This window comes from Formosa algae (assembly GCF_001439665.1).
Classification (GTDB): domain Bacteria; phylum Bacteroidota; class Bacteroidia; order Flavobacteriales; family Flavobacteriaceae; genus Formosa; species Formosa algae.
Genome location: NZ_LMAK01000021.1, coordinates 16,009 through 39,411, shown reverse-complemented (window position 1 = coordinate 39,411; position 23,403 = coordinate 16,009). Strand labels below are relative to the sequence as shown.

The window sequence follows — 23,403 nt, the reverse complement described above, 5'->3', positions numbered from 1 at the left end:
TTTTTGTTTAACACGATTGGTGATATTTTCTGATTCAAATCTAGATAAAAAAACGATAAGTTGTATTTTTGAAATTCAAATTTATTTAAATGAAGTCACTTTTATATATCGCATTGTTTTTTTCTTTGTGTTCTTGTTTTCAGAATAAAGAACCTTTGGTTGGAGATACACCGTTTCAGATGGCGTTAAATTCTAGTTTTAAAGATGCAAGTAAGTCACCTTTAAAAAAGAAGGACAGAAAAGTGTTTAAAGGCTTAGATTTTTTTGAAGTAGATTCTGCCTACATTGTAAAAGCTAAACTCACACGCACACCCGATAGTACGTATTTTGAAATGCCAACCACAACAGACCGTATGTCTAAAGAACGTGTTTTTGGTATTGTAAACTTTAAAATTAAAGATCAAGATTTCGAACTTAAAATTTATGAGAGTGAAGATTTGTTAGAAGAAGAAGGACCTAGAGATTATTTGTTTCTTCCCTTTTTAGATCTTACCAATGGTGGCTCTACTTATGGTGGAGGGCGTTATATTGAAGTTCCGATTAACAATAAGAAAACAGATACTAGTATTACCATCGATTTTAATACGGCATTTAATCCTTATTGCGCGTATAACGAAAAGTATTCTTGTCCTATCGTGCCAAGAGCAAATTTTTTAAATACAGAAATAAAAGCAGGAGTTAAAGCTTTCGAGAAGCACTAAATATTCTTAATAAGAAATACGCCTAAAAACACAGCTAGAAAGCCAATTATAATCGTGAATAACGTGTATAATGCAAAGTTTACAAAATCTCCAGTTTTTAAAAACACATGATTCTCAAAGGCAAAAGTAGAGAATGTTGTTAAGCCACCGCAAAATCCGGTTGCCAATAGTAAAGTATAGTTATGTGTAATTAAATGGTTCTTGTCTGCCAAACCTAGAATAATACCAATTAATAAACTTCCCAATATATTAGCTAAAAAAGTACCATAGGGAATTCCTGTACTGGCATCGTTTATATATTTGCTAATAGTAAAACGTAATACACTACCCAAACCTCCACCAATAAAAACCAAAACTAATTGTTTCATTTGTGCTAGTTGGTATTAGTTGTTGTTAAGGGGTAATTTTAAATTAGAATATCCTTGTGGGATAGAATCTTGGTTTTCTTCTAGAGCCACGTAAATTTCTGTAATCCAATCTGCAGGATTTGCTTTGTATTGCGGGTTTGTTATAAAACTCTCTAACGTTATATTGCTTTCTGCTTTAGCTAAATTATTCGTATTTATATGTTTCAGAGTTGTTTCCCAAGCTTCGTCTAAATATTTGTAATCGCCTTTTAAAGTAGTTTTTAGTGTTTTAAAAGCGGGTAGTAAACCTGACGAAATTTTATCGTTAGTGCTTATTATTTGTGTTGTTGTAGGTATACAGCATGAAAAGGAAACTGTATTGTTTTCTTCGTCCCAATCATGATACAATACGTACGGAAAACCAGCCATAGGAATTTGATTTTCGGTAACATACTGCGTGATTTCAGTCATCATCTTATGGACTTTGCTTTTATAAGTATCTATAGAGCTTGTCGCTGAATTATATAAATAATATCCGCCACTATGATTTGTAATACCGTTAATAGTAATGCTATACACGTTCATGCTTTTTACAATAGCAGAATCTAAAGCGATAAGGCTTGTTTCAAATTTTGGAGCCAGATCTACTTCTGGAGTTCCAAAAAAGGCATAGTAAGCTTTTTTCTTAAACGAAATATTTTTGCTGTTCATGCTTAACGTTACTGTTGAGGTTTTTGGAGATACAGAGTCTATTTTCCATTCTAATTCTGATTTAGGATAATCATGAAAAATAAGTTCTTGTTGTATATGCGATGGTTTTGACGATGCAATTGTAGAAATTCTTCCAATAGAATTGTCTTGTAACCACGTGTATTCTTTGCTATTTGAATTAGATTCTGATGTGCTCGTTTTTTTCCAAGGCACCCAAGAGCTCCAATGATTTAAATTGTTTATATAATTATAAGTCACTACTTGCGGAGCAGCGATTGTTTGTGTTTTCGAGAAGCTTATATCGTTAGGTTGAACGGCAATATATATTGAAGATCCAATGAACGCTATAAGAAGCAAAAATAAGATATATTTGGTGGATTTCATTGATGAAAAATTGTAATAATATCAAAGGTAATCAATTTTATATCAATTTTTTAAAAAGCCTATTTCTTCTTTATATATGCGTACTTTTTAATCGTTTTATCTATAAATAGGCACTTTTAAACCGATATATACATCTGCAGATTTTGAAGAATCGGACACTAAATTAGAAATTAGGGAACTTGACCCAATAGTTAATGGTCCAGCCCTTAATCCTAGACCAACTCCAAAATCCTCATATTGTCTGAAACCAAAAGGCATATACATACTAAACCATTTGCTTTCTAAACGCGGTGTTACTATAAACGTATTTAAGCTGTTCGATGTCTGAGAATTGTCCGGTTTAACTACTGAAATATCAGCTTGTGCACTCACATAAAAACGGTTAGTTATATTATAATCTGCAAATAGGTGAATAGCTGTTGGTAGTTTTATTTTTACCGTTTTAATTTCAGAAGTGTAATCGTATAAATCGTCCAGATCGTCTACATCATTTCCATTAGGGTTAATAGTTTCATTTAAATCGTAATCAGAAATTTCTGTGTCGTCATAACTAATAGATCCTATATCTGTTACAGACAAACCTAGCTTTAATTTATAGTCTGTTTGAAGGTTTGTATCTGTAGTTTGCGCATTATTCCATTGGTATATAAAACCAATATCTGCACCAAAACCAGAACCTAAATCTTCGTATTTAATATCATCGCTATCAAAATCTCCAGTAACACCGTACACTAAATTACCTGTGGTTGCTAAAGTGTTTTCAGAGGCCGTATAATTTCCTTGCATACCGTTTGTACTCATAAACGCAGCACCCAAACCTTGTAAATATTTTAAGGTAATACCTCCTTTTATTTTATGATTATTCTCGTTATAAAGTACGCGTCCGTAAGAGAGTCCAACTTCTGCCCAAGCGTGAATTGTGCCTGTAAATTCGTCGTTTTCAAAGCTAAAATCTTCAGTGTCATCAAATTCATTCTCATAGTTTTCAAATAATTCTCCATTAATTTTATTGATATTACCAAAGGTTCTCACACGAGAAATAAGTGCAATACTATTATTGTCATCAATATTTAGCATTACAGAAGGGAGCATGATATCTAAATTTACATAGAAATTATTGTTGTTCTTAGGAAAGGTTTTGGTGTCTTCATCGGTGTCAAATGTGTTTCCCGAATCAAATAAGTTCTTTAACTTTATACCATAATAGTCACTAGCGGCAAAAGCACTAGTAGAGAATATGTTAATGTCAAGTTTCATTTTAGAATCAACTCCAGTCGCAGGGTTGTAAATTACGCTTTGAATTCCTGCATAATTATCTACAGTATGTCCAATATAATTTTGTGCTAAAACTGAGTTAGAAAAACATGTTAAGCAGACAATAATTATAAGGTTGTATTGAAATTTCATTTTCCGTGATGTTTTGATCAAGATCGGAAAATAATATATAATATCTTAAAAAAGCATGTTTTTTTAAGATTAAGTATGCTTAATGGATACATTTACAGTAAAATGATAAAACTGTAAGTATTTGGTGTAAGGTTTAGATAACGTTTATCCTTTAAAAATAAGTTTTATGCTAATTATAAAAAGTAAAAAAGCAATAAAACCAACAAGTACCCATATACTACCATTGTAATATTTTTTATGAAGAGCAAAATCTTTTTTATAGGTGTAGAATATAGAAATAACAAAAACTATAAAAAATAAGGCTCCAAAAATTAGTTGACCATTTGTAAACATGGGGTGTGATGCGAATTAATTAAAAATACGATACTAGAGTTTTAAAAACTTGATAAGTTGCTTAAAAAATAAGATTTAATTGCAAAATTATCAAGTTTGTAAATGTAATCAAATTTATAATATTTTAATAATATGAAGAATAAAATAGAGGCTGTAAAAGCATTTCATACCGCATTTAAATTAGGGTATAGCGAATCACCATTATCCGATTTGGGTCAGGATAAAACCATGTTGCGTTATAATTTAATGAAAGAAGAAAATGAAGAGTATTTAGAAGCAGCTAATAATAAAGATCTTGTAGAGATTGCTGATGCTTTAGGCGATATGCTTTATATTTTATGTGGGACCATTATAGAACATGGTTTGCAGCATAAAATAGAAGATGTGTTTAATGAAATACAGCGAAGTAATATGAGTAAGTTAGATGCTAATGGTGAACCAATTTACAGAGCAGACGGTAAAGTGCTTAAAGGCCCAAATTATTTTAATCCAGACTTGGTTTCCATTTTAGAGAAATAAAAAAAAAGAGCGACGGTTAAGTCGCTCTTTCTACATTTATATACTTTGTCTCCAACCGTAAGGGTCTTCAGATTTGTTATATTGTATGTTAAGTAGTTTCTCTTTAAATATTGAAGAGAAACTTTTTACGTCTTTAGGGATTTCAAAAACATCACCTTTATAAGAGAAAGCAGAAATCGGACTCACAACAGCTGCTGTACCAGAACCAAAAATTTCTTTTAAAGCTCCGCTTTTACTTGCTTCTATAAGTTCACTTACTTTAATAGGTCTTACTTCTACAGCGATTCCAGAATCTTGAGCAATTTGTATGATACTTTTACGTGTAATACCATCTAAAATACGTTCGTTTGTTGGCGCCGTAACTAAGGTATCGTTAATTCTAAAGAAGACATTCATTGTTCCTGCTTCTTCTAGAAACTCATGAGTATCTGCATCGGTCCATATTATTTGCTGAAAACCTTCTTGGTTTGCTAAACTTGTAGGGTAAAATTGTGCCGCATAGTTTCCGGCAGCTTTTGCAAAACCAACTCCACCATTAGCAGATCTACTAAATTGTTCTGCAATTAAAACACGTACATCTCCAGAGTAATAAGACTGCGCTGGAGAACAGATAATTAAGAATTTATATTCTAGAGCCGGAGATGCTGCAATTGCAGGCTCTGTAGCAATAACAAAAGGTCTAATATAAAGTGAGTTTCCAAAACCAGGTTTTACCCAAGCTTCATCCAAATTAATTAGAGCTTTTAACCCTTCCATAAAGACGTCTTTAGGGAATTCAGGCATTGCTAAACGTTCTGCAGATTTGTTTATTCTTAGCAGATTGTCTTCTGGTCTAAATAACCAGACTTTATTAGCATCGTCCTTAAATGCTTTCATGCCTTCAAAAACAGCTTGGCCGTAATGAAAAACACGAGCAGAAGGATCTAAAGTTAAAGGTGCATAAGGCGTAATCTCAGGCTGCTGCCATTCGCCATTTTTAAAATCACAAATAAACATGTGATCTGTGAAAACTTTACCAAAAGACAAATTCTCAAAATCCACTTCATGTATCTTGCTTGTTTGTGCTTTTGTAATTTCAATCGTATTTGTCAAAATATTACAATTTACTAGATTAAACAGTATTTAAATATAGCCTAAAAGTAGTATAAAATTTTTAAAAATCGCTTATATTTACGTTTCGAATTAATTGAGTATTGAAAATAGTAAATCCTTCATTTTCAATTTTAATATTTAGATTAATCTTTCACTAAATTCATTGTTTTGGAACGTAAATTTATTACAACTGCAGATGGATCTTCTACCATTTATTTGCCAGAGTTAGATGAAACATACCACTCTAGGCATGGGGCCATACAAGAAGCTTTGCATGTGTTTATTAAAGCCGGGTTATATTACACTTTAGAGCATAAGGAAAGTTCCGAATCACTATCTGTTTTAGAAATTGGTTTTGGTACAGGTTTAAATGCTTTTTTAACTTGTTTAGAAGCCGAAACATTACATTGTAAAATAGAATACACGGGTGTAGAAGCGTATCCGATAACGGCAGAAGATTTACATCATATTAATTATGCACAGTCTATACAAGACGGTCGTTTTGAAGGTCTTTTCAATAAGCTTCACGAGTGTTCATGGGATACTAAACACGATATTACTTCTTCTTTTTTGTTAACCAAACAACAAAAATCATTTAATAATATTGAAGACAATGCGCTACACGATATTATTTATTTTGATGCTTTTGGACCTAGAGTTCAACCTGATTTATGGGGAGAATCTGTTTTTAAAATTATGTATAAGGCTTTAAAACCAGGTGGTGTTTTAGTAACTTATTGTGCACAAGGTAATGCTAGACGTGCTATGCAAGCTGTAGGTTTTAATGTTGTACGTATTCCAGGACCGCCGGGAAAAAGAGAAATGTTAAGAGCAAATAAAATTTAAATTATAAAGGTTATGTCTACAAATGTTGAAGATCTGTTGTTTAAAAATGAAGATTATACTAAAACCCCGTTGCCTATAGGCGATTATGATGGATGCTCGTTCGAACAATGTAATCTGTCTAATTGCAATTTTTCTGGTTTTGTGTTTACAGATTGCGAGTTTATAGATTGTAATCTAAGTAATACGACTATTAGAAAAACATCTTTTAATGATGTTAGTTTTATGGGATGTAAATTATTAGGTGTGAACTTTAAAGAGATGAGTGCTTTTTTAATGCGCATGAATTTTACAAATTGTAACTTACAGATGTCAATTTTTGACACCTTAAAATTAAAACAAACGCTGTTTGTTAACTGCGAGTTACAACAAGCAAGTTATATAGATTGCGATTTAATGTACGCAGATTTTGACGATAGTAATTTACAAGACGCGGTGTTTATAAATTCAAATTTACAAGGCACTAATTTTTTAAAAGCCTATAACTTTAATATTGATCCGGAACAAAATAAAATGAAAGGCGCTAAGTTTTCTAGCACCGATTTAGAAGGGTTATTGCAAAAATTTCAGCTAGAAATCAGTTAAATACAAATTGTCAGGTTTTATCTTTTAGTGTTAAACCTTACTTAATTAGACTTGTAGGAATATATGTATTTGTATTTTTGTGTAAAAATAAAGAGATGGGGGTTTTAATTACTGGCGCAACCGGACTTTTGGGTACTAAAATTGTTGAGCTTTGTCTCGATAAGGATGTTAGTATAAAATATTTAACAACCCGGAAAGAGAAAATTGTAAGTAAAAAAAACTACAAAGGTTATTACTGGAACCCTGAAACTAATGAAATCGATACAGACTGTTTTAAGGATGTTCGTATAATTATTCATCTTGCAGGTTCAACCGTGTCTAAACGTTGGACGGCTTCTAATAAAAAAGATATTATAGACAGCCGTGTGTTGTCTGCCCGCTTATTGCATCACGGTTTAAAATCGTTGCCTAACCATACGGTAACTCAAATTATCTCTGCTAGCGGAATTAGTGTATATCCAGATTCCTTAACGAAATATTATAACGAGAAAGATACACAAATAGATCCATCATTTTTAGGAGATGTTGTTAAGGCTTGGGAAGCAGAAGTTGATACGTTTTTCGGACTTAATGTTAAAGTCGCTAAGGTTCGTATCGGACTAGTGCTTTCTAGTAAAGGTGGCGTATTGCCAGAATTCAGAAAACCTATAGATTTAGGTTTAGGTGCTGTATTTGGGAATGGAGAACAATGGCAATCGTGGATTCATATTGACGATGTAGCACGTGTTTTTGTATTCTTATTAAAATATTGCGGAGAAGGTATTTTTAATGCTGTAGCTCCAAATCCAGTAACTCAAACAGAATTAATGAAATCTATCGCTAAAACAGTCGATAAACCTATGTTCTTACCTGGAATTCCTAAGTTTGCTGTTAAATTAGTACTAGGCGAAATGCACGAATTAATGTATGCTAGTCAGCGCGTAAGTAGTAAAAAATTAGTCGATCAAGGTTTCGAATTTAAATACCCGAATCTTCAACCAGCTTTAGCAGAATTACTAACATAAAAAAAGACTATCTTTTTACAGATAGCCTTTTTAATATTGTTGTTTTAATTCGCAACCTATTTTGTTGCTTTCAACTTTACAGTTAAAATAATATCGTCATCAATAAACTTATCTCCAAGATTATCAAATACAGACTTAGAACCAAAATTTACACCCCATTGTGTTCTATCTATAGCAAATGTTTCACTTACTAAACTAAGTGTATTTTCGGTAGTAGATACAGTTACAGGAAACGATACATTTTTCTTAATGCCTTTTAAAGTTAAATTTCCTGAAAGCATTGTTTTGTTTGCATCATTTGTGGTTAAACCTGTTACTTCAAAAGTCGCAGTTGGGAATTCGTTAATATTAAAAAAGTCACCTTCTTTACCTTCAACTGTTCCTTTTAAATGTGCTTCTAAATTTTGTTTTTTGTCACCTTCAAGATCTAATGCTACAATACTTTTCATGTCTATTGTAAACTTCCCACTTTCAATAGTATTTCCTTCTGCGCTAAGTTCTCCAGAAGTTATACTAATAGTACCAAAATGTTCTCCGGTTGGTTTAGCACCTTTCCATTCAATAGTAGAACTATCTACATCTACCTTATAAGTATCTGCAGTTGCAACTGTTTCAGCAACAGGTTCTGCAGTAGTAGCTTCTGCTTCTTTAGCCTTGTCTTTACAAGACGTAACAGTAGCACCAAGAGATAAAGCAATCATCAATGTTAAAATTCTATTTTTCATGATATTTGTTTTTTTATGTTTTGTATTCAAAAATAATTAAAATTCTAGGGCAATAGAATAAAAGCTGACTTTTATTTGTGACATTTTGACAAATTTTGAAAGATGGCAGTACTTTTGCCTTTAATGGGTAGTGTTTATTTTAAATTAGAAGACATGAGTAAAGAAGAGAATCAAAAAGACGTTGAAGTCGAAAATATAGAAGCACAAGTTGAAGAACAAGTTGTTGAAAATCAAGAAGTATCTGTAGAAGAAGAATTACAGGTTAAATTGAAAGAAGAGAAGGATAAGTTTTTAAGATTGTTTGCTGAGTTTGAAAATTATAAAAAAAGAACGTCAAAAGAGCGTATCGATTTATTTAAGACTGCCAATCAAGATGTCATGGTAGCATTGCTGCCAGTGTTAGATGATTTTGATCGTGCGTATAGCGAAATCTCTAAAACTAAAGAAAAAGATCTTTTAAAAGGTGTAGAATTAATAAGTAATAAACTTAAAAATTTATTACAATCTAAAGGTTTAGAAATAGTTGAGGTTGCTGCAGGCGATACGTTTAATGCAGATTATCATGAAGCTATTACTCAAATTCCTTCACCAACACCAGATATGAAAGGAAAAATTATAGATGTTATTGAAAAAGGATACAAATTAGGAGAAAAAGTTATTCGTTTTCCTAAAGTTGTAATCGGACAATAACACACATTCACATTATACTATAGTGTAAAAAATATTAACGGTCGAAAGTGACACACACCATGAAGAGAGATTATTACGAAATTTTAGGAGTTGATAAAAATGCTACTGGAGCTGAAATTAAAAAGGCGTACAGGAAGAAGGCCATTGAATTCCACCCAGATAAAAATCCAGATAACAAAGAAGCTGAAACAAAATTTAAGGAAGCTGCAGAAGCTTACGAAATTTTAAGCAACCAAGATAAAAAAGCACGTTATGACCAATTTGGTCACCAAGCCTTCGAGAATGGAGGTGGTGGTAACTATGGAGGCGGCCATATGAATATGGACGATATCTTTAGCCAATTTGGTGATATTTTTGGCGGCGGTTTTGGCGGCGGCGGCGGATTCTCAGGATTTGGCGGCGGTGGCGGTCAACGTCGTGTAAAAGGTAGTAACCTTAGAATTCGTGTAAAATTAACCTTGGAAGAAATTGCTAACGGTGTAGAGAAAAAAGTAAAAGTAAGACGTAAAGTACAAGCACAAGGAACCACTTATAAAACATGTTCTACATGTCAGGGAACAGGACAAGTTACTCGTATTGCCAATACTATATTAGGTCGTATGCAAACAGCTGCGCCTTGTACTACTTGTGGTGGCTCTGGACAAATTATCGATAAAAAACCTAACGATGCAGATGCTCAAGGTTTAATCGTTAAAGAAGAAACTGTTTCTATTAAAATTCCTGCAGGTGTTGTAGATGGTATGCAACTTAAAGTTACAGGAAAGGGTAACGAAGCCCCAGGCGCTCTTGGAGTTTCTGGAGATTTATTAGTTGCTATTGAAGAGGAAACACATAGCTGTTTACAACGAGAAGGCGATAATCTTCATTTCGATTTATATGTTAGTGTGCCAGATGCTGTATTAGGAACTTCTAAAGAAATTGAAACGGTAACTGGAAAAGTCCGTATTAAAATAGAAGCGGGAACGCAATCTGGAAAGATTTTACGTTTACGCGGTAAAGGAATTCCTAATATTAACGGATATGCTAAAGGAGATTTATTAGTACACGTTAATGTATGGACACCTAAAACATTAAATAAACAACAAAAAGAATTTTTTGAATCTATGCGTGAAGACGAACATTTTTCACCAAAGCCAGAGAGTTCTGATAAGTCGTTTTTTGAGAAAGTAAAAGATATGTTTTCTTAATAAATAACATAAAAATAAGTTGTAAAACATCCGCTTTATTCAAGCGGATGTTTTTTATTTAGGATTATCGTAAAATTTATCCAAAAAAATTACGGTATTTTTAATATAAAGTCTTATATTTGAGACATTACTAATTGAACTTAGTAAGTTTTTCTTTTTCATAGCAATTTTTTTCCCATCCTTAGTTTTTTTAAGGGTGGGTTTTGTGTTTTTAGTAATATCTTCTTTTTAGCATATTATTATAGAGCATCTTGTCTTACATTTAATATATTTACACCCTCAATCAACTAAATTCACGAATGCATAACATATTAGAGGCGCATACTATTTCTAAAAAATTTGGAGATTTTACAGCGCTTAACCAAGTATCTATAGAAGTTCCTAAAGGAAGTATTTTTGGTCTGTTAGGTCCGAATGGTGCTGGTAAAACAACCTTAATTCGTATCATTAATCAAATTACCATGCCAGATTCTGGACATGTTATTTTAGATGGAGAGCCTCTAAAAAATCATCACATTCAAGATATTGGATATTTACCAGAAGAACGTGGTTTATATAAATCCATGAAAGTTGGAGAACAAGCTTTATACTTGGCACAATTAAAAGGGTTAAGCAAAGCTGAAGCTAAAAAACGACTGCTATATTGGTTTGATCGTTTAGATATTGGAGATTGGTGGAATAAAAAAATACAGGAACTCTCTAAAGGTATGGCACAAAAGATTCAGTTTGTGGTCACCGTTTTACACGAACCTAAACTGTTAATTTTCGATGAGCCTTTTTCTGGTTTCGATCCTATTAATGCTAATTTAATTAAAGATGAAATCTTGCGTTTAAGGGATAATGGAGCCACTGTAATTTTTTCAACACACCGTATGGAATCGGTAGAAGAGCTTTGCGATCACATTGCATTAATTCATAAATCTAATAAAATATTAGATGGTAAACTTACAGAAGTGAAACGTAAGTTTAAAACTAACGCGTACGAAATTGGTATAAAAACAGATAATATTCCTGCTTTACATCAAGAATTAACTCAGAAATTTGAAGTTTCTCCGGCACAGTTTAAAACGATAGACGAGCAACTAAAACTGAATGTGAAAATTGGTGATCAAGATAATTCAAACGATTTGTTACAGTATTTAACCACTAAAGGGCAAGTGTCTCATTTTGTAGAATTGTTACCAAGTACCAACGATATTTTTATTAAAGCCATTCAGAACAACAGTTAAGCATGAATCATTTACCACTCATAATAAAAAGAGAGTATTTAACGAAAGTTAAAAATAAGGCCTTTATCGTCATGACTATTATTAGTCCTGTTGTGCTTATTGCACTTATTGCAACTGTAGCGTATTTGTCGCAAATAAGTAGTAATAAAGTTAGAACGATTGCTGTTTTAGACGAATCTGGATTAATTAAAGACACATTTAAAGATTCAGAGACCACTAAATATATCTATTTAAAAAATATAGATTTAGAAGCGGCAAAGGTTTTGGTTAAAGCTCAAGAAGATTATGGTTTATTACATATAGAAAAAAGCCTAGATGTAAATTATCTAGAAAATCATGTGAAATTTTATTCTGAAGATTCGCCCTCTTTATCTGTAGTAACAAGCTTAGAAAACAAGGTCGAAAAATCACTCACAGATATAAAATTACAACAAGTTGGTGTAGATTTAGATAAGATAGAATCTGCTAAGATTGAAGTAAGTATAGTGCAAGAGAACTTTTCAGGAGAGAAAACATCAAAAGTAGAGAGTATCATAAAATTAGCTTTTGGAGGCGCTGCAGGATATTTGCTGTTTATGTTCATTATTATTTATGGAAACATGATAATGCGTAGTGTTATTGAAGAGAAAACAAGTCGTGTTATAGAAGTTATTATTTCTTCAGTAAAACCTATGCAACTCATGTTAGGTAAAATAATAGGAACCTCGTTAGCAGGGATTACACAAATTATTATTTGGATTATTTTAGGCGGATTATTAACAGCTCTAGTCGGGTTTGTTTTTGGTATCGATATGAGCCAGACGCCACAACAACAAGTCATTCAGCAATCTATTTTAGATCAGCAATTAAATGGGCAGGTTACTACCATTTTAACAGGCTTCTATCATTTACCGTTAACCAATTTAATTATAGCATTTGTACTGTTTTTTATAGCAGGATATTTACTATACAGCTCTATGTACGCTGCTATTGGAGCAGCTGTAGATAATGAGACGGACACCCAACAGTTTGTGTTTCCTATTTTAATGCCTTTAATTTTATCGGTGTATATTGGGTTTTTTACTGTTATTGAAGATCCGCACGGCACAGTATCAACAATATTTTCATTTATTCCATTAACCTCTCCAGTAGTTATGTTAATGCGCATACCTTTTGGTGTTCCTATTTGGCAACAACTTTTATCTTTATTACTTTTAGTAGGATCGTTTTTATTGACGGTTTGGTTTGCAGCAAAAATATACCGAGTGGGTATTTTAATGTATGGTAAAAAACCAACGTATAAAGAGTTAATTAAGTGGATTAAATATTAAACCATGAAACAAATTCAGGATGTTTTAAACTTTACCTTTCATTTAGGGCAAGATATTTCGGTATCTGTCAAGGCTATTCTTGTTATTGTTTTAGTGGTTTTTGTCACCTCTAGATTACTTAAGTTATTAAGTAGACTTGTTACTAGAAAGCTTCCTTTAGATGATAAGATTAAGTTCGAAATGTTGTTTTCTTACGCCAGTTGGGTGGTGTACCTTATTATATTATTAATTACATTTCATTCTATAGGAATAAATGTTACTGCAGTTTTTGCGGCTTCTGCGGCCTTGTTAATAGGTGTCGGCTTAGCACTGCAAACGTTAATTCAGGATATTATTTCGGGTGTATTTATTATAGTAGATCAATCTGTACATGTTGGAGATGTAATAGAAGTTGATAATAAAATAGGACGCGTAGAAGAAATTAAATTAAGAACAACCCGTGCGGTAACTTTAAATAACCGCGTTATTATTATACCTAATCATGTGTTCCTAACAAGTAGTTTGTATAATTGGACACAGAACGGAAAAGAAACTAAAGATAGTGTAACTGTAGGCGTAGCTTATGGTAGTGATATTGATTTAGTTGAAAAATTATTATTACAAGCTGTTGTAGGACATCCCGATATTTTAACCACACCAGCAGCTCGTGTGCTGTTTATGGATTTTGGAGATAGTGCATTGGTATTTCGTTTAGTGTTTACACTTAGAGATAGTTTTTTAGGTGAAGGTCCAAAAAGCGATGTGCGTTTTAAGATTGAAAAACTATTTAGAGAACATCAGGTTTCAATTCCGTTTCCTCAACGCGATTTACATTTGGTTACGGCTGACGGTTTAAGTACAAAAAAATAAATTATATTGATGTATAATCAATACCAAAAAAATAAGATATGCCAAAAATTTTAGTTATTGAAGATGAAGCAGCCATTCGTAGAGTATTGGTTAAAATCTTAACAGAAGAGAATGAAACATATCATTTAGATGAAGCAGAAGATGGTTTAGTAGGGATAGAAAAGATTAAAAAGGACGATTACGATTTGGTATTGTGTGATATTAAAATGCCAAAAATGGATGGTGTCGAGGTTTTAGAAGCCGTAAAACTTATCAAGCCAGAAATACCAATGGTCATGATTTCTGGTCATGGCGACTTAGATACAGCCGTGCAAACAATGCGTTTAGGAGCCTTCGATTATATTTCTAAACCGCCAGATTTAAACAGATTATTGAATACGGTTAGAAATGCTCTAGATAGAAAAGAACTGGTTGTAGAAAATAAAATTCTGAAAACTAAAGTCAGTAAGAATTATCAAATGATAGGGGAGAGCCCGGCTATTGCAAGTATTAAAGAGATTATAGAAAAGGTTGCGCCAACAGATGCTCGTGTTTTAATAACGGGTGCTAATGGTACGGGAAAAGAATTGGTAGCCCATTGGTTACATCAAAAAAGTGTGCGTGCTAAAGGACCTATGGTCGAAGTGAATTGTGCGGCAATACCTAGTGAATTAATTGAAAGTGAATTGTTTGGTCATGTAAAAGGGGCTTTTACAAGTGCAAATAAAGATCGTGCAGGAAAATTTGAAGCAGCCAACGGCGGAACTATTTTTTTAGATGAAATAGGAGATATGAGTTTGTCTGCTCAAGCTAAAGTGTTACGTGCTCTTCAAGAAAGTCGTGTGCAACGTGTTGGTAGCGATAAAGATATTAAAGTAGATGTTCGCGTGGTTGCAGCAACAAATAAAGACTTAACCAAAGAAATTGAAGAAGGCCGATTTAGAGAAGATCTGTATCACCGTTTGGCCGTAATATTAATTCAGGTGCCAGCCTTAAACGATAGACGAGATGATATACCATTGTTGGTTGAATATTTCTCGGAAAAGATTGCTAAAGAACAAGGCAGTACTAAAAAAGAGTTCTCAAAAGATGCGCTTAAATTGTTGAAATCTTACGATTGGTCTGGAAATATTCGTGAGCTTCGTAATGTTGTAGAACGCTTAATTATTTTAAGTGATTTAACTGTTGAAGAAAGCGATGTAAAATTATACGCAACAAAATAATAAGAATGTATTCTTGATAAAAAACGAAGGCTCTAATCGCTATGATTTAGAGCCTTCATTTTTATATTTACTGGTTTTCGTTTATACTATTTATTTATGATTTAATAAATTTGAAAGTATCATGATTATTTTTACTTTATAGCCTTTATAAGTTTTTGTTTGTCAGAAAATAGATAAGATACCGATTATGTGTTAAAACAGGAAAAAATGTATTGTGAAATATGACTATAAATCCTTTGTTTTTGTTGTCTCTTTTTAATTAAAAATTCTAAAAAAATTAACAATTATGCTGATAATAAAAAGCATTTTTGTTTTTTAGTAGAACTATAAGCCAAAATCAGTTTCGTATTATGAAAGATATTCACATTAAAGACTTTAAAATAGATTCTAAAATCGCAATTACAGATCTGGAAACGAAGGTTAATTTACATGCTTCAGAGAAAAAAACAGAAAAAGAATTAGAAAAGATTAGGGTGAAATTAGGCGATTTACAGAACACCATGTACGCACATGGAAAATATTCTGTTTTAGCCTGTTTTCAAGGTATGGACACTGCTGGAAAAGACAGTTTAATTCGCGAAGTGTTTAAAGATTTTAATGTAAGAGGTATAGAGTGCCATAGTTTTAAATCGCCAACAGAGTTAGAACTTAAGCATGATTATTTGTGGCGTCATTATTTGCGATTACCTGCACGAGGTAAGTTTGGTATTTTTAACCGTACACATTACGAAAATGTCTTAGTAACTCGTGTGCATCCAGAATATATTTTAGGTGAAAACATTCCAACAGTTCATGATGTTTCCGATGTTAATGACGCATTCTGGGATCAGCGTTTTGAAGAAATTATAAACTTTGAAAAGCATATTTCTGCAAGCGGAACCATTATATTTAAATTCTTTTTAAATCTCTCTAAAGACGAACAACGCGATAGATTAATTCGCCGACTAGATAAGAAGAATAAAAATTGGAAGTTTTCTCCAGACGATCTAAAAGAGCGTGAATTGTGGGACGAGTATCAAACCTGTTATGAAGATGCTATTAATAGAACGTCAACCTCTAATGCGCCTTGGTATAATATTCCTGCAGACGATAAACCAACAGCGCGTTTAATTGTCGCTAAGATATTGTATAATACCTTAAAGGAATATTCAGATATGAAAGAGCCAGAATTAGATGCAGAAACGTACTCTAATATTAAATTATATAAATCGAAGTTAGAAAATGAATAAAATATAAAACATTTCAAGCTTTACTAAATAGTACCTATTCCCCTAAAAAATTATGAAAAAAATACTAGTCTTAATTGCAATGAGTTTAAGTTGCCATGTTATCGGACAAACCGATGCAGATATGCTTAAAGAAATCTATAAATCTGCTTTAGTAGAAGGTAAGAGTTACACTTGGTTAGAAACCTTGTCTCTGGATATTGGCGGACGTTTATCCGGATCTTTAAATGCTGAACGCGCTGTAAACTGGGGTAAAGAAGAACTTGACCAGTTAGGATTAGATAAAGTTTGGTTACAGCCTGTCATGGTGCCAAAATGGGTGCGAGGAGCTAAAGAATTTGCGTATATAAAAGCAGGTAGCGGAGAAACTACTAGTGTTAATATTTGTGCATTGGGCGGATCGGTGGCTACTAATCCGTTAGGTGTTACCGCTTCTGTGGTTGAGGTTAAGAATTTCGAGGATTTAAAAGCTTTGGGAGAAGCTGGTATTAAAGGAAAGATTGTATTTTATAACAGACCAATGCAAGCCGATTTAATCAATACGTTTGAAGCTTATGGTGGCTGTGTAGATCAGCGTTACATGGGAGCCGTCCAAGCTGCAAAATATGGAGCCGCTGCAGTTATTGTAAGATCAATGACTTTAAATGTAGATAACTTACCTCATGCAGGTAGTATGACTTATGGCGATTTACCAGTATCTCAGCGTATTCCTTCTGCAGCAATAAGTACAAAAGATGCCAACTTGTTAAGTAGTATGTTAAAGTTAGATACTTCACTTCAGTTTTACTTTAAACAGAATTGTAAACAGTTAGCAGATGTAAAATCATACAACGTAATTGGTGAGCTTACAGGCTCTGAATATCCAGATGAATACATAATTGTTGGAGGACATTTAGACTCTTGGGATTTAGGCGACGGTTCTCACGATGATGGTGCAGGAATTGTACAATCTATGGAAGTGCTTAGATTATTTAAAACCTTAAACATTAAACCAAAACATAGCATTCGTGTGGTTATGTTTATGAATGAAGAAAACGGATTACGAGGCGCAACTGAATATGCTAAAGTCGCAAAAGCAAAAGGTGAAAAGCATGTAGTGTCTTTAGAGAGTGATTCTGGCGGATTTACACCAAGAGGTTTTTCTTTTGATTGTAAAGATGATACCTTCAATAAAGTATTAAGTTGGAAACCTCTTTTTAAACCTTATTTAATTCATTATTTCGAACAAGGCGGAACAGGAGCAGATGTAGGTCCATTAAAAACACCTGAAAATGTGACAGTTGGTTTACGACCAGATTCTCAACGCTATTTCGATCATCATCATGCCGCTAATGACACGTTTGATGCTGTAAATAAACGTGAATTAGAATTGGGAGCTGCTACTATGGCTTCACTAGTCTATTTGTTCGATACCCATGGTATTTAACTTAAGACTATTTTAAATGAAAATTATACTAACATTATTAACCATAGTATTAAGCATGTCGGTTACCGCACAAGATTCAGAATCGTTACCTTATCATCAAATTCCAGTACAACCAGATAGTTATACAGCAGGAACGGTGGTCTCCAGAATGATTGATGGTTTGGGCTTTCGGTTTTATTGGGCTACAGAAGGGTTAACTCCAAACGATTTAGATTTTAAGTTGAAAGAAGATGCTCGCCCTATTTTAGATGTCATGTCGCATGTGTATAGTATGTCTGCCATAATTAGAGATGCTGCTTTACAAGTACCTCATATTCGAGAAACGTTTAAAAAACCATTGTCTTATATGGATTTAAGAAGACTAACATTGCAAAATTATAAAATAGCATCAGATATTTTTAAAAAAGCAGATCACTTAGAATCTTTCAATATTGTGTTTAAAGGATCCGATAGCAATCGTGTAGTGCCTTTCTGGAATGCTATTAATGGTCCGATAGAAGATTCTGTATGGCATTGCGGGCAAATAGCAACGTCTAGACGAAATTCTGGAAACCCTATCAATCCAAAAATTAATCATTTTACAGGAACTGTTAGTGAATAGCAAAATAATTTGAAAATAAAAAAGCGCTTTTGATTACTTTCAAAAGCGCTTTTTTTATGCAGTACACTGTGTTTATTTTTTATAAATCAATTTCGGTTTTTATGGCTTCATCCAATTCTTCTAAAAGTTTAGTGAAGGAAACAACATGTGTTTTTTGATAATTATAATTCTCCAACTTCTGATTAATGATGTTCCATAATTCTAAATTATCAAATAACACATCAAAATTAGATTCTGGACCACCAACAACCATATTCTCTTGTTGTTCAGGAGTCGCAAGTTCAGAGTAATTTAAAAATTTATTAGTTAAGGGAGCAATAGTGAGTTGATACTCGTTAACATTATACGCGTGCTTGGCGTTTAAAGCATTTAGTTCGTATTGCATTTTTCTGAATAGAGATGCCGTCTCTCTGTTTTTTAGCTTAGCCACTTTTCCAGAATTAACAAAGTCTGATACTGCTGGGAAAGAAAATTCCTGATTTCTTACTCTTAGTAAAGGGCCTATGTTTTTCTTTAGATAGTCTAAAGAATCAAGGTTTTTATTATTAATAATGTGCAAGCAGACTTCAAAATTATCAATAAGTTGGTTGTCTTTTTTCAATTTTGAAGCTCCTAATTCTATAGCCGGAACAATTTCTTTATGCATGCTTAAAAAAGTCGCTTGCATTTGTTTTTTTTCTTGATATTCCTGATATATACCATAAATAGCTAAAGCTAATAGGATCCCTACTTTTACTAAAATAATTTCGACCAATCTGTTTTTTAATACTTTTCCAGATTTGTCTTCACTCTTTTTGTAATCTACGATTTGCTTAACAAACTTCTTGTCTATCATTTGGTTGGTTTTTTTGAAGCTTAAACATACTAAATATTAAATAATCTCCTGTAAACAAGTATTGCTTTTTGATGTTTTTTATGCCTTAAAAACAAAGCTATATATGGTTAGTAATCTTATTTAAAATGAAATACTATAATAAAACATTAAATAAACATTATAAAATTCATTAATTTTACGACACATTTAACAACACATATGGATTCTGTAAAAGAAAGTATAAAAGAGCTGGGGTACATCCCAGTGTCGGAAGAATCAAAGGATATTGATTATGTCGCAGAGATTAAAAGACTTAAAAAGGAGAAAAATGCGGTAATTTTAGCCCATTATTATCAGGAACCAGCCATTCAGGATTTGGCAGATTATGTAGGAGATAGTTTAGGATTATCTTATAAAGCAGCAGAAACAGATGCCGATGTAATAGTGTTTGCAGGCGTGCATTTTATGGCCGAAACAGCTAAAATTTTGAATCCGACGAAGAAAGTAATTCTACCAGATTTAAATGCAGGTTGCTCTTTAGCAGATTCTTGTAGTGCAGAAGATTTGGCTACATTTAAGAAAAAATATCCAGATCATATCGTGATTACGTATGTCAACACATCGGCAGAGGTTAAAGCCATAAGCGATTTGTGTTGTACCTCGTCTAACGCAAAAAAGATAGTAGATTCTGTGCCTTTAGATCAGCCAATAATTTTTGCTCCAGACCGCAATTTAGGGGCTTGGATTCAAAAAGTAACAGGTCGTGACATGGTATTATGGGATGGTGCATGTATTGTACACGAAGCATTTTCTATGGATAAATTATTAGCCGTTCATAAAGAACATCCAAAAGCTAAAATTATAGCCCATCCAGAATCTGAAGCGCACTTATTAAAAATTGCAGAATATGTAGGTTCAACATCTGGACTTATAAATTATGTAAAGGAAAATCCTGCGAACGAATTTATCGTGGCAACAGAAGTTGGTATTTTACATGAAATGCAAAAAGAAGTGCCAAATAAAATTTTAATTCCAGCACCAGCAAAAGAAAATAATACGTGTGCGTGTAGCGAATGTGCTTATATGAAAATGAATACACTCCAGAAATTATACTCATGTATGAAGCACGAGTTGCCTGAAGTTCATGTCGATGAAGCCATTCAGAAAAAAGCGTTACTTCCTATACAACGTATGCTAGAAATTTCTTAAGACGAAAAATGAGTCAATATAATACAGATTACTTAATATTAGGATCAGGAGTTGCTGGCCTAACTACAGCCATTCGTTTGGCAAAATCTTTACCAAATAAAGAAATTTTAGTAGTTACTAAAGCCAATAAAAGTGAATCGAATACCAAATATGCGCAAGGTGGAATTGCTGTTGTTTGGGATAAATTAGATTCTTTTGAAGATCATATTAAAGACACCATGATTGCGGGAGAATATCATAACGATCCCAAAGTTGTAAAAATGGTGGTAGAAGAAGCACCAGGCTGCATGAGACAACTCATGTCTTGGGGAGCAGATTTCGATTTTAATCATACAGGAGAATTTGACTTAGGCAAAGAAGGTGGGCATTCCGCACATCGTATCATTCATCATAAAGATATAACAGGCTTTGAAATAGAGCGTACACTTTTAGAACAAGTTGCTAGTTTAGAGAATATCAAAGTGTTGCCTTATCATTTTGGGATTGATTTAATTACCGACCATCAGTTAAAAGATCCTGAAGGAGATGCTCATGCTATTAGGTGTTATGGAGCATATATCATGAACCAGAAGACTAATGCTATAGAGCCTTATATTGCTGGTAAAACCATTTTATGTGCTGGCGGAATAGGGCAAGTATATGCATCGACCACCAATCCTTTAATTGCAACTGGAGATGGTATTGCTATGGCTTACCGTGCTTTGGCTAATATTAAAGATATGGAATTTGTACAGTTTCATCCTACAGCACTTTTTGAACCCGAACAGAGTCCGTCTTTTTTAATTTCTGAAGCTGTTCGTGGATTTGGAGCTTACCTTAAAAATAAAAAGGGTGAACGTTTTATGCTCGCTATAGATGAGCGTTGCGAATTAGCGCCTAGAGATATTGTAGCTAGAGCTATAGATAACGAAATTCATACCACTGGAGAGCGTCATGTATATTTAGATTGTACGCATTTAGATTACGATGCTTTTATAAAACATTTTCCAAACATAAATGAAAAATGTATTGGTATCGGAATTGATATCAGAAAACATATGATTCCGGTCGTGCCTGCTTGTCATTACGCTTGTGGAGGTGTAGAAGTGAATACGCATGGAGAGACTACTATAGAAGATTTATATGCTGCAGGCGAATGTACAAGTACAGGCTTGCATGGTGCAAATCGTTTAGCTTCAAATTCTTTATTAGAAGCTTTAGTGTATGCTAATCACATAGCAGATCATATTATTGATAATGTTGATGAGGTTAAACCTGTAAATGTAAATGCTCCAGATTGGAATGATGATGGAACATCTACACCAAAAGAACTTATTTTAATCACGCATTATAGAAATACCATTCAGCATATTATGTCTGATTTAGTAGCTATTGTTAGAACGAATAGCAAACTTAAAGAGGCTTCTAAGCATTTGCGTTATGTTGAAGATTCTACGCAAGATTTATATGTAGGATCTAAATTGTCTGTTCAGATTTGTGAACTTCGTAATTTAAATACGATAGCAAATTTAATAGTAGAGCAATCTGAAAAACGAAAAACAAATATGGGTGGTTTTTACAATTCAGATTTAATAGAATCAAACTAAAATATAACAGGAATCTTTCCTTTTAGTATAGTATATAAAAAAAGCGTTAACTGTTTAGGTTAACGCTTTTTTGTGTTATAAAGTAACTTCTACTTGATTTCTTATAATATCATCGAAGGTTTCACGCTCTCTAATTAACAACGCTTTGTCTTTATGCCATAAGACTTCGGCAGGACGGAAACGCGAATTATAGTTAGAGGCCATAGAGTAGCAATATGCACCTGCATTGCTGAAACATAAAATATCGCCATCTGCAATCTCATTTATTCTACGGTTGTTTGCAAATGTGTCAGTCTCACAAATATATCCTACTACAGAATAGAAACGCTCACGCCCTTTTGTATTAGATATGTTTGTAATGACATGCTGAGATCCGTAAAGCATTGGTCTAATTAAGTGATTAAAACCAGTATCTATTTGTGCAAACACTGTAGATGTTGTTTGTTTTACAGCATTTACTTTTGCTAAAAACACACCAGATTCGCTCACTAAAAATTTACCAGGTTCAAAACCTAAGGTTAATTCTTTTCCGTACTCTTTACAAAATTCATTAAAACGTTTAGATAATTTCGTTCCAAACTCTTCAATGTTCGTTTCAATGTCACCTTTAGAATAAGGAACTTTAAAACCAGATCCAAAATCTAAAAACTCTAAGTCTTTAAAATGTTTAGCGGTATCAAATAAAATTTCACTAGCATATAAAAAGACATCAATATCTAAAATATCACTTCCTGTATGCATGTGAATTCCGTTAATATGCATACCTGTGTTTTCTACGATACGTAAGATATGTGGAATTTGATGTACAGAGATTCCGAATTTAGAATCGATATGTCCAACAGAAATATTAGCATTACCTCCAGCCATAACATGCGGATTAATACGAATACAAACAGGAACTTTAGGATGCTTAGTACCAAATTGCTCTAAAATAGAAAGGTTGTCTATATTAATTTGTACCCCTAATTTAGACGCTTCTTCAATTTCTTCTAGAGATACGCCATTAGGTGTAAATATAATTTGATCTGCAGAAAAGCCTGCTTTTAAGCCCAATTGCACTTCCTGGATAGACACAGTATCAAGTCCAGCACCAAGTGTTTTCATTAATTTCAGGATAGAAAGGTTAGATAATGCTTTAACAGCATAATTAACCTTGACCTGTTTCACCTTATTAAATGCAGAAGTTAAACGTTTATATTGAGAAACTATTTTTTCAGAGTCATACACATACACCGGACTACCAAAGTCGCTTGCAATTTTTAATAAAGTGTTATTATTCATTTTATGATAAATTAAATTCGCCGCTAATCTATAAAGTTTTTGTCAGTTTAAGACCTATTATTTGCCAAAAAAACAAAGAAAAGAATAGAGTATTAATAATATAATGGATTAGATGGTAAAAAATATTGGTTAAAACATATTG

At 33.0% G+C, this 23,403-nt stretch carries 23 protein-coding genes; 16 read left to right on the top strand and 7 right to left on the bottom strand.

All coding sequences use genetic code 11. The annotated features are described in order from the left end of the window. The first annotated feature begins 89 nt into the window (after nucleotides 1-89). Nucleotides 90-701: a DUF1684 domain-containing protein gene (locus tag AST99_RS08490; protein WP_057781413.1), complete on the top strand. Its 612-nt coding sequence runs from the start codon at nucleotides 90-92 to the stop codon at nucleotides 699-701. Here the strand turns inward: AST99_RS08490 and crcB are convergent. From crcB to AST99_RS08475, 3 genes are all read right to left on the bottom strand, one after another. Then, nucleotides 698-1,069, bottom strand: coding sequence for a fluoride efflux transporter CrcB (gene crcB, locus AST99_RS08485; protein WP_057781412.1), 372 nt, complete (start codon nucleotides 1,067-1,069; stop codon nucleotides 698-700). The genes AST99_RS08490 and crcB overlap by 4 nt on opposite strands. A gap of 15 nt (nucleotides 1,070-1,084) precedes the next feature. Next, nucleotides 1,085-2,143 (bottom strand): hypothetical protein, encoded by a 1,059-nt coding sequence (locus tag AST99_RS08480; RefSeq protein WP_057781411.1) that lies wholly within the window; start codon nucleotides 2,141-2,143, stop codon nucleotides 1,085-1,087. A 96-nt stretch (nucleotides 2,144-2,239) separates the two neighbouring features. Beyond that, nucleotides 2,240-3,550: a DUF5723 family protein gene (locus tag AST99_RS08475; RefSeq protein ID WP_057781410.1), complete on the bottom strand. Its 1,311-nt coding sequence runs from the start codon at nucleotides 3,548-3,550 to the stop codon at nucleotides 2,240-2,242. A gap of 465 nt (nucleotides 3,551-4,015) precedes the next feature. Here AST99_RS08475 and AST99_RS08465 point away from each other — a divergent pair, with 465 nt between their 5' ends. Next, entirely contained in the window at nucleotides 4,016-4,402 is a 387-nt protein-coding gene (locus AST99_RS08465) for a pyrophosphohydrolase domain-containing protein (RefSeq protein WP_057781408.1), read from the top strand. A gap of 36 nt (nucleotides 4,403-4,438) precedes the next feature. Here AST99_RS08465 and AST99_RS08460 read toward each other — a convergent pair whose 3' ends face one another. Then, a complete protein-coding gene (locus AST99_RS08460) occupies nucleotides 4,439-5,494 on the bottom strand; it encodes a branched-chain amino acid aminotransferase (protein WP_057781407.1) in 1,056 nt (351 codons plus the stop codon). A 168-nt stretch (nucleotides 5,495-5,662) separates the two neighbouring features. On the opposite strand from AST99_RS08460, the gene mnmC2 reads away from it, so the two are divergent. The 3 genes from mnmC2 to AST99_RS08445 all read left to right on the top strand — a co-directional run bounded on the left by mnmC2 (nucleotide 5,663) and on the right by AST99_RS08445 (nucleotide 7,926). Then, on the top strand, nucleotides 5,663-6,340 hold the full coding sequence (mnmC2, locus tag AST99_RS08455) for a tRNA (5-methylaminomethyl-2-thiouridine)(34)-methyltransferase MnmC2 (RefSeq protein ID WP_057781406.1): 678 nt from the start codon (nucleotides 5,663-5,665) through the stop codon (nucleotides 6,338-6,340). 12 nt (nucleotides 6,341-6,352) lie between these two features. Further along, entirely contained in the window at nucleotides 6,353-6,922 is a 570-nt protein-coding gene (locus AST99_RS08450) for a pentapeptide repeat-containing protein (RefSeq protein WP_057781405.1), read from the top strand. A 95-nt stretch (nucleotides 6,923-7,017) separates the two neighbouring features. Then, entirely contained in the window at nucleotides 7,018-7,926 is a 909-nt protein-coding gene (locus AST99_RS08445) for a TIGR01777 family oxidoreductase (protein WP_057781404.1), read from the top strand. A 56-nt stretch (nucleotides 7,927-7,982) separates the two neighbouring features. Here AST99_RS08445 and AST99_RS08440 read toward each other — a convergent pair whose 3' ends face one another. After that, on the bottom strand, nucleotides 7,983-8,651 hold the full coding sequence (locus AST99_RS08440) for a YceI family protein (protein WP_057781403.1): 669 nt from the start codon (nucleotides 8,649-8,651) through the stop codon (nucleotides 7,983-7,985). A gap of 102 nt (nucleotides 8,652-8,753) precedes the next feature. Between AST99_RS08440 and AST99_RS08435 the strand changes: the two genes are divergently transcribed. The 9 genes from AST99_RS08435 (at nucleotide 8,754) to AST99_RS08395 (ending at nucleotide 18,371) form a co-directional block, all read left to right on the top strand. After that, nucleotides 8,754-9,341 (top strand): nucleotide exchange factor GrpE, encoded by a 588-nt coding sequence (locus AST99_RS08435; protein WP_370875280.1) that lies wholly within the window; start codon nucleotides 8,754-8,756, stop codon nucleotides 9,339-9,341. Nucleotides 9,342-9,400: 59 nt separating this feature from the next. After that, nucleotides 9,401-10,528: a molecular chaperone DnaJ gene (gene dnaJ, locus AST99_RS08430; RefSeq protein ID WP_057781402.1), complete on the top strand. Its 1,128-nt coding sequence runs from the start codon at nucleotides 9,401-9,403 to the stop codon at nucleotides 10,526-10,528. A 299-nt stretch (nucleotides 10,529-10,827) separates the two neighbouring features. Next, a complete protein-coding gene (locus tag AST99_RS08425; RefSeq protein ID WP_057781401.1) occupies nucleotides 10,828-11,757 on the top strand; it encodes an ABC transporter ATP-binding protein in 930 nt (309 codons plus the stop codon). Between the two features lie 2 nt (nucleotides 11,758-11,759). Then, nucleotides 11,760-13,067 (top strand): ABC transporter permease, encoded by a 1,308-nt coding sequence (locus AST99_RS18585; RefSeq protein ID WP_057781400.1) that lies wholly within the window; start codon nucleotides 11,760-11,762, stop codon nucleotides 13,065-13,067. 3 nt (nucleotides 13,068-13,070) lie between these two features. Further along, the gene (locus AST99_RS18580) at nucleotides 13,071-13,916 is read left to right on the top strand and encodes a mechanosensitive ion channel family protein (RefSeq protein WP_057781399.1); all 846 of its coding nucleotides are present in this window, start codon (nucleotides 13,071-13,073) and stop codon (nucleotides 13,914-13,916) included. Nucleotides 13,917-13,954: 38 nt separating this feature from the next. Further along, a complete protein-coding gene (locus tag AST99_RS08410; RefSeq protein WP_057781398.1) occupies nucleotides 13,955-15,118 on the top strand; it encodes a sigma-54-dependent transcriptional regulator in 1,164 nt (387 codons plus the stop codon). Nucleotides 15,119-15,468: 350 nt separating this feature from the next. Continuing rightward, the gene (locus AST99_RS08405) at nucleotides 15,469-16,347 is read left to right on the top strand and encodes a PPK2 family polyphosphate kinase (protein WP_057781397.1); all 879 of its coding nucleotides are present in this window, start codon (nucleotides 15,469-15,471) and stop codon (nucleotides 16,345-16,347) included. A gap of 52 nt (nucleotides 16,348-16,399) precedes the next feature. Next, nucleotides 16,400-17,770, top strand: coding sequence for a M20/M25/M40 family metallo-hydrolase (locus tag AST99_RS08400; RefSeq protein WP_057781396.1), 1,371 nt, complete (start codon nucleotides 16,400-16,402; stop codon nucleotides 17,768-17,770). A gap of 16 nt (nucleotides 17,771-17,786) precedes the next feature. Then, nucleotides 17,787-18,371, top strand: coding sequence for a hypothetical protein (locus tag AST99_RS08395; protein ID WP_057781395.1), 585 nt, complete (start codon nucleotides 17,787-17,789; stop codon nucleotides 18,369-18,371). 79 nt (nucleotides 18,372-18,450) lie between these two features. Here the strand turns inward: AST99_RS08395 and AST99_RS08390 are convergent, their stop codons facing one another. Then, nucleotides 18,451-19,206: a hypothetical protein gene (locus tag AST99_RS08390; protein WP_057781394.1), complete on the bottom strand. Its 756-nt coding sequence runs from the start codon at nucleotides 19,204-19,206 to the stop codon at nucleotides 18,451-18,453. A 168-nt stretch (nucleotides 19,207-19,374) separates the two neighbouring features. Here AST99_RS08390 and nadA point away from each other — a divergent pair, with 168 nt between their 5' ends. Both nadA and nadB read left to right on the top strand, forming a co-directional pair. After that, on the top strand, nucleotides 19,375-20,394 hold the full coding sequence (nadA, locus tag AST99_RS08385; protein ID WP_262487288.1) for a quinolinate synthase NadA: 1,020 nt from the start codon (nucleotides 19,375-19,377) through the stop codon (nucleotides 20,392-20,394). Between the two features lie 8 nt (nucleotides 20,395-20,402). After that, nucleotides 20,403-21,980, top strand: a complete 1,578-nt coding sequence (gene nadB / locus AST99_RS08380; protein WP_057781393.1) for an L-aspartate oxidase — start codon at nucleotides 20,403-20,405, stop codon at nucleotides 21,978-21,980. A 75-nt stretch (nucleotides 21,981-22,055) separates the two neighbouring features. On the opposite strand, the gene lysA is transcribed toward nadB, so the two are convergent. After that, on the bottom strand, nucleotides 22,056-23,261 hold the full coding sequence (gene lysA, locus AST99_RS08375; protein WP_057781392.1) for a diaminopimelate decarboxylase: 1,206 nt from the start codon (nucleotides 23,259-23,261) through the stop codon (nucleotides 22,056-22,058). Nucleotides 23,262-23,403: the final 142 nt, after the last annotated feature.

Bases quoted from the DNA above. Each gene is read 5' to 3' on its own strand.
- AST99_RS08490 (WP_057781413.1), top strand. From the start codon at position 90: ATGAAGTCACTTTTATATATCGCATTGTTTTTTTCTTTGTGTTCTTGT.
- crcB (WP_057781412.1), bottom strand. From the start codon at position 1,069: ATGAAACAATTAGTTTTGGTTTTTATTGGTGGAGGTTTGGGTAGTGTA.
- AST99_RS08480 (WP_057781411.1), bottom strand. From the start codon at position 2,143: ATGAAATCCACCAAATATATCTTATTTTTGCTTCTTATAGCGTTCATT.
- AST99_RS08475 (WP_057781410.1), bottom strand. From the start codon at position 3,550: ATGAAATTTCAATACAACCTTATAATTATTGTCTGCTTAACATGTTTT.
- AST99_RS08465 (WP_057781408.1), top strand. From the start codon at position 4,016: ATGAAGAATAAAATAGAGGCTGTAAAAGCATTTCATACCGCATTTAAA.
- AST99_RS08450 (WP_057781405.1), top strand. From the start codon at position 6,353: ATGTCTACAAATGTTGAAGATCTGTTGTTTAAAAATGAAGATTATACT.
- AST99_RS08445 (WP_057781404.1), top strand. From the start codon at position 7,018: ATGGGGGTTTTAATTACTGGCGCAACCGGACTTTTGGGTACTAAAATT.
- AST99_RS08440 (WP_057781403.1), bottom strand. From the start codon at position 8,651: ATGAAAAATAGAATTTTAACATTGATGATTGCTTTATCTCTTGGTGCT.
- AST99_RS08435 (WP_370875280.1), top strand. From the start codon at position 8,754: ATGGCAGTACTTTTGCCTTTAATGGGTAGTGTTTATTTTAAATTAGAA.
- dnaJ (WP_057781402.1), top strand. From the start codon at position 9,401: ATGAAGAGAGATTATTACGAAATTTTAGGAGTTGATAAAAATGCTACT.
- AST99_RS08425 (WP_057781401.1), top strand. From the start codon at position 10,828: ATGCATAACATATTAGAGGCGCATACTATTTCTAAAAAATTTGGAGAT.
- AST99_RS18585 (WP_057781400.1), top strand. From the start codon at position 11,760: ATGAATCATTTACCACTCATAATAAAAAGAGAGTATTTAACGAAAGTT.
- AST99_RS18580 (WP_057781399.1), top strand. From the start codon at position 13,071: ATGAAACAAATTCAGGATGTTTTAAACTTTACCTTTCATTTAGGGCAA.
- AST99_RS08410 (WP_057781398.1), top strand. From the start codon at position 13,955: ATGCCAAAAATTTTAGTTATTGAAGATGAAGCAGCCATTCGTAGAGTA.
- AST99_RS08405 (WP_057781397.1), top strand. From the start codon at position 15,469: ATGAAAGATATTCACATTAAAGACTTTAAAATAGATTCTAAAATCGCA.
- AST99_RS08400 (WP_057781396.1), top strand. From the start codon at position 16,400: ATGAAAAAAATACTAGTCTTAATTGCAATGAGTTTAAGTTGCCATGTT.
- AST99_RS08395 (WP_057781395.1), top strand. From the start codon at position 17,787: ATGAAAATTATACTAACATTATTAACCATAGTATTAAGCATGTCGGTT.
- AST99_RS08390 (WP_057781394.1), bottom strand. From the start codon at position 19,206: ATGATAGACAAGAAGTTTGTTAAGCAAATCGTAGATTACAAAAAGAGT.
- nadB (WP_057781393.1), top strand. From the start codon at position 20,403: ATGAGTCAATATAATACAGATTACTTAATATTAGGATCAGGAGTTGCT.
- lysA (WP_057781392.1), bottom strand. From the start codon at position 23,261: ATGAATAATAACACTTTATTAAAAATTGCAAGCGACTTTGGTAGTCCG.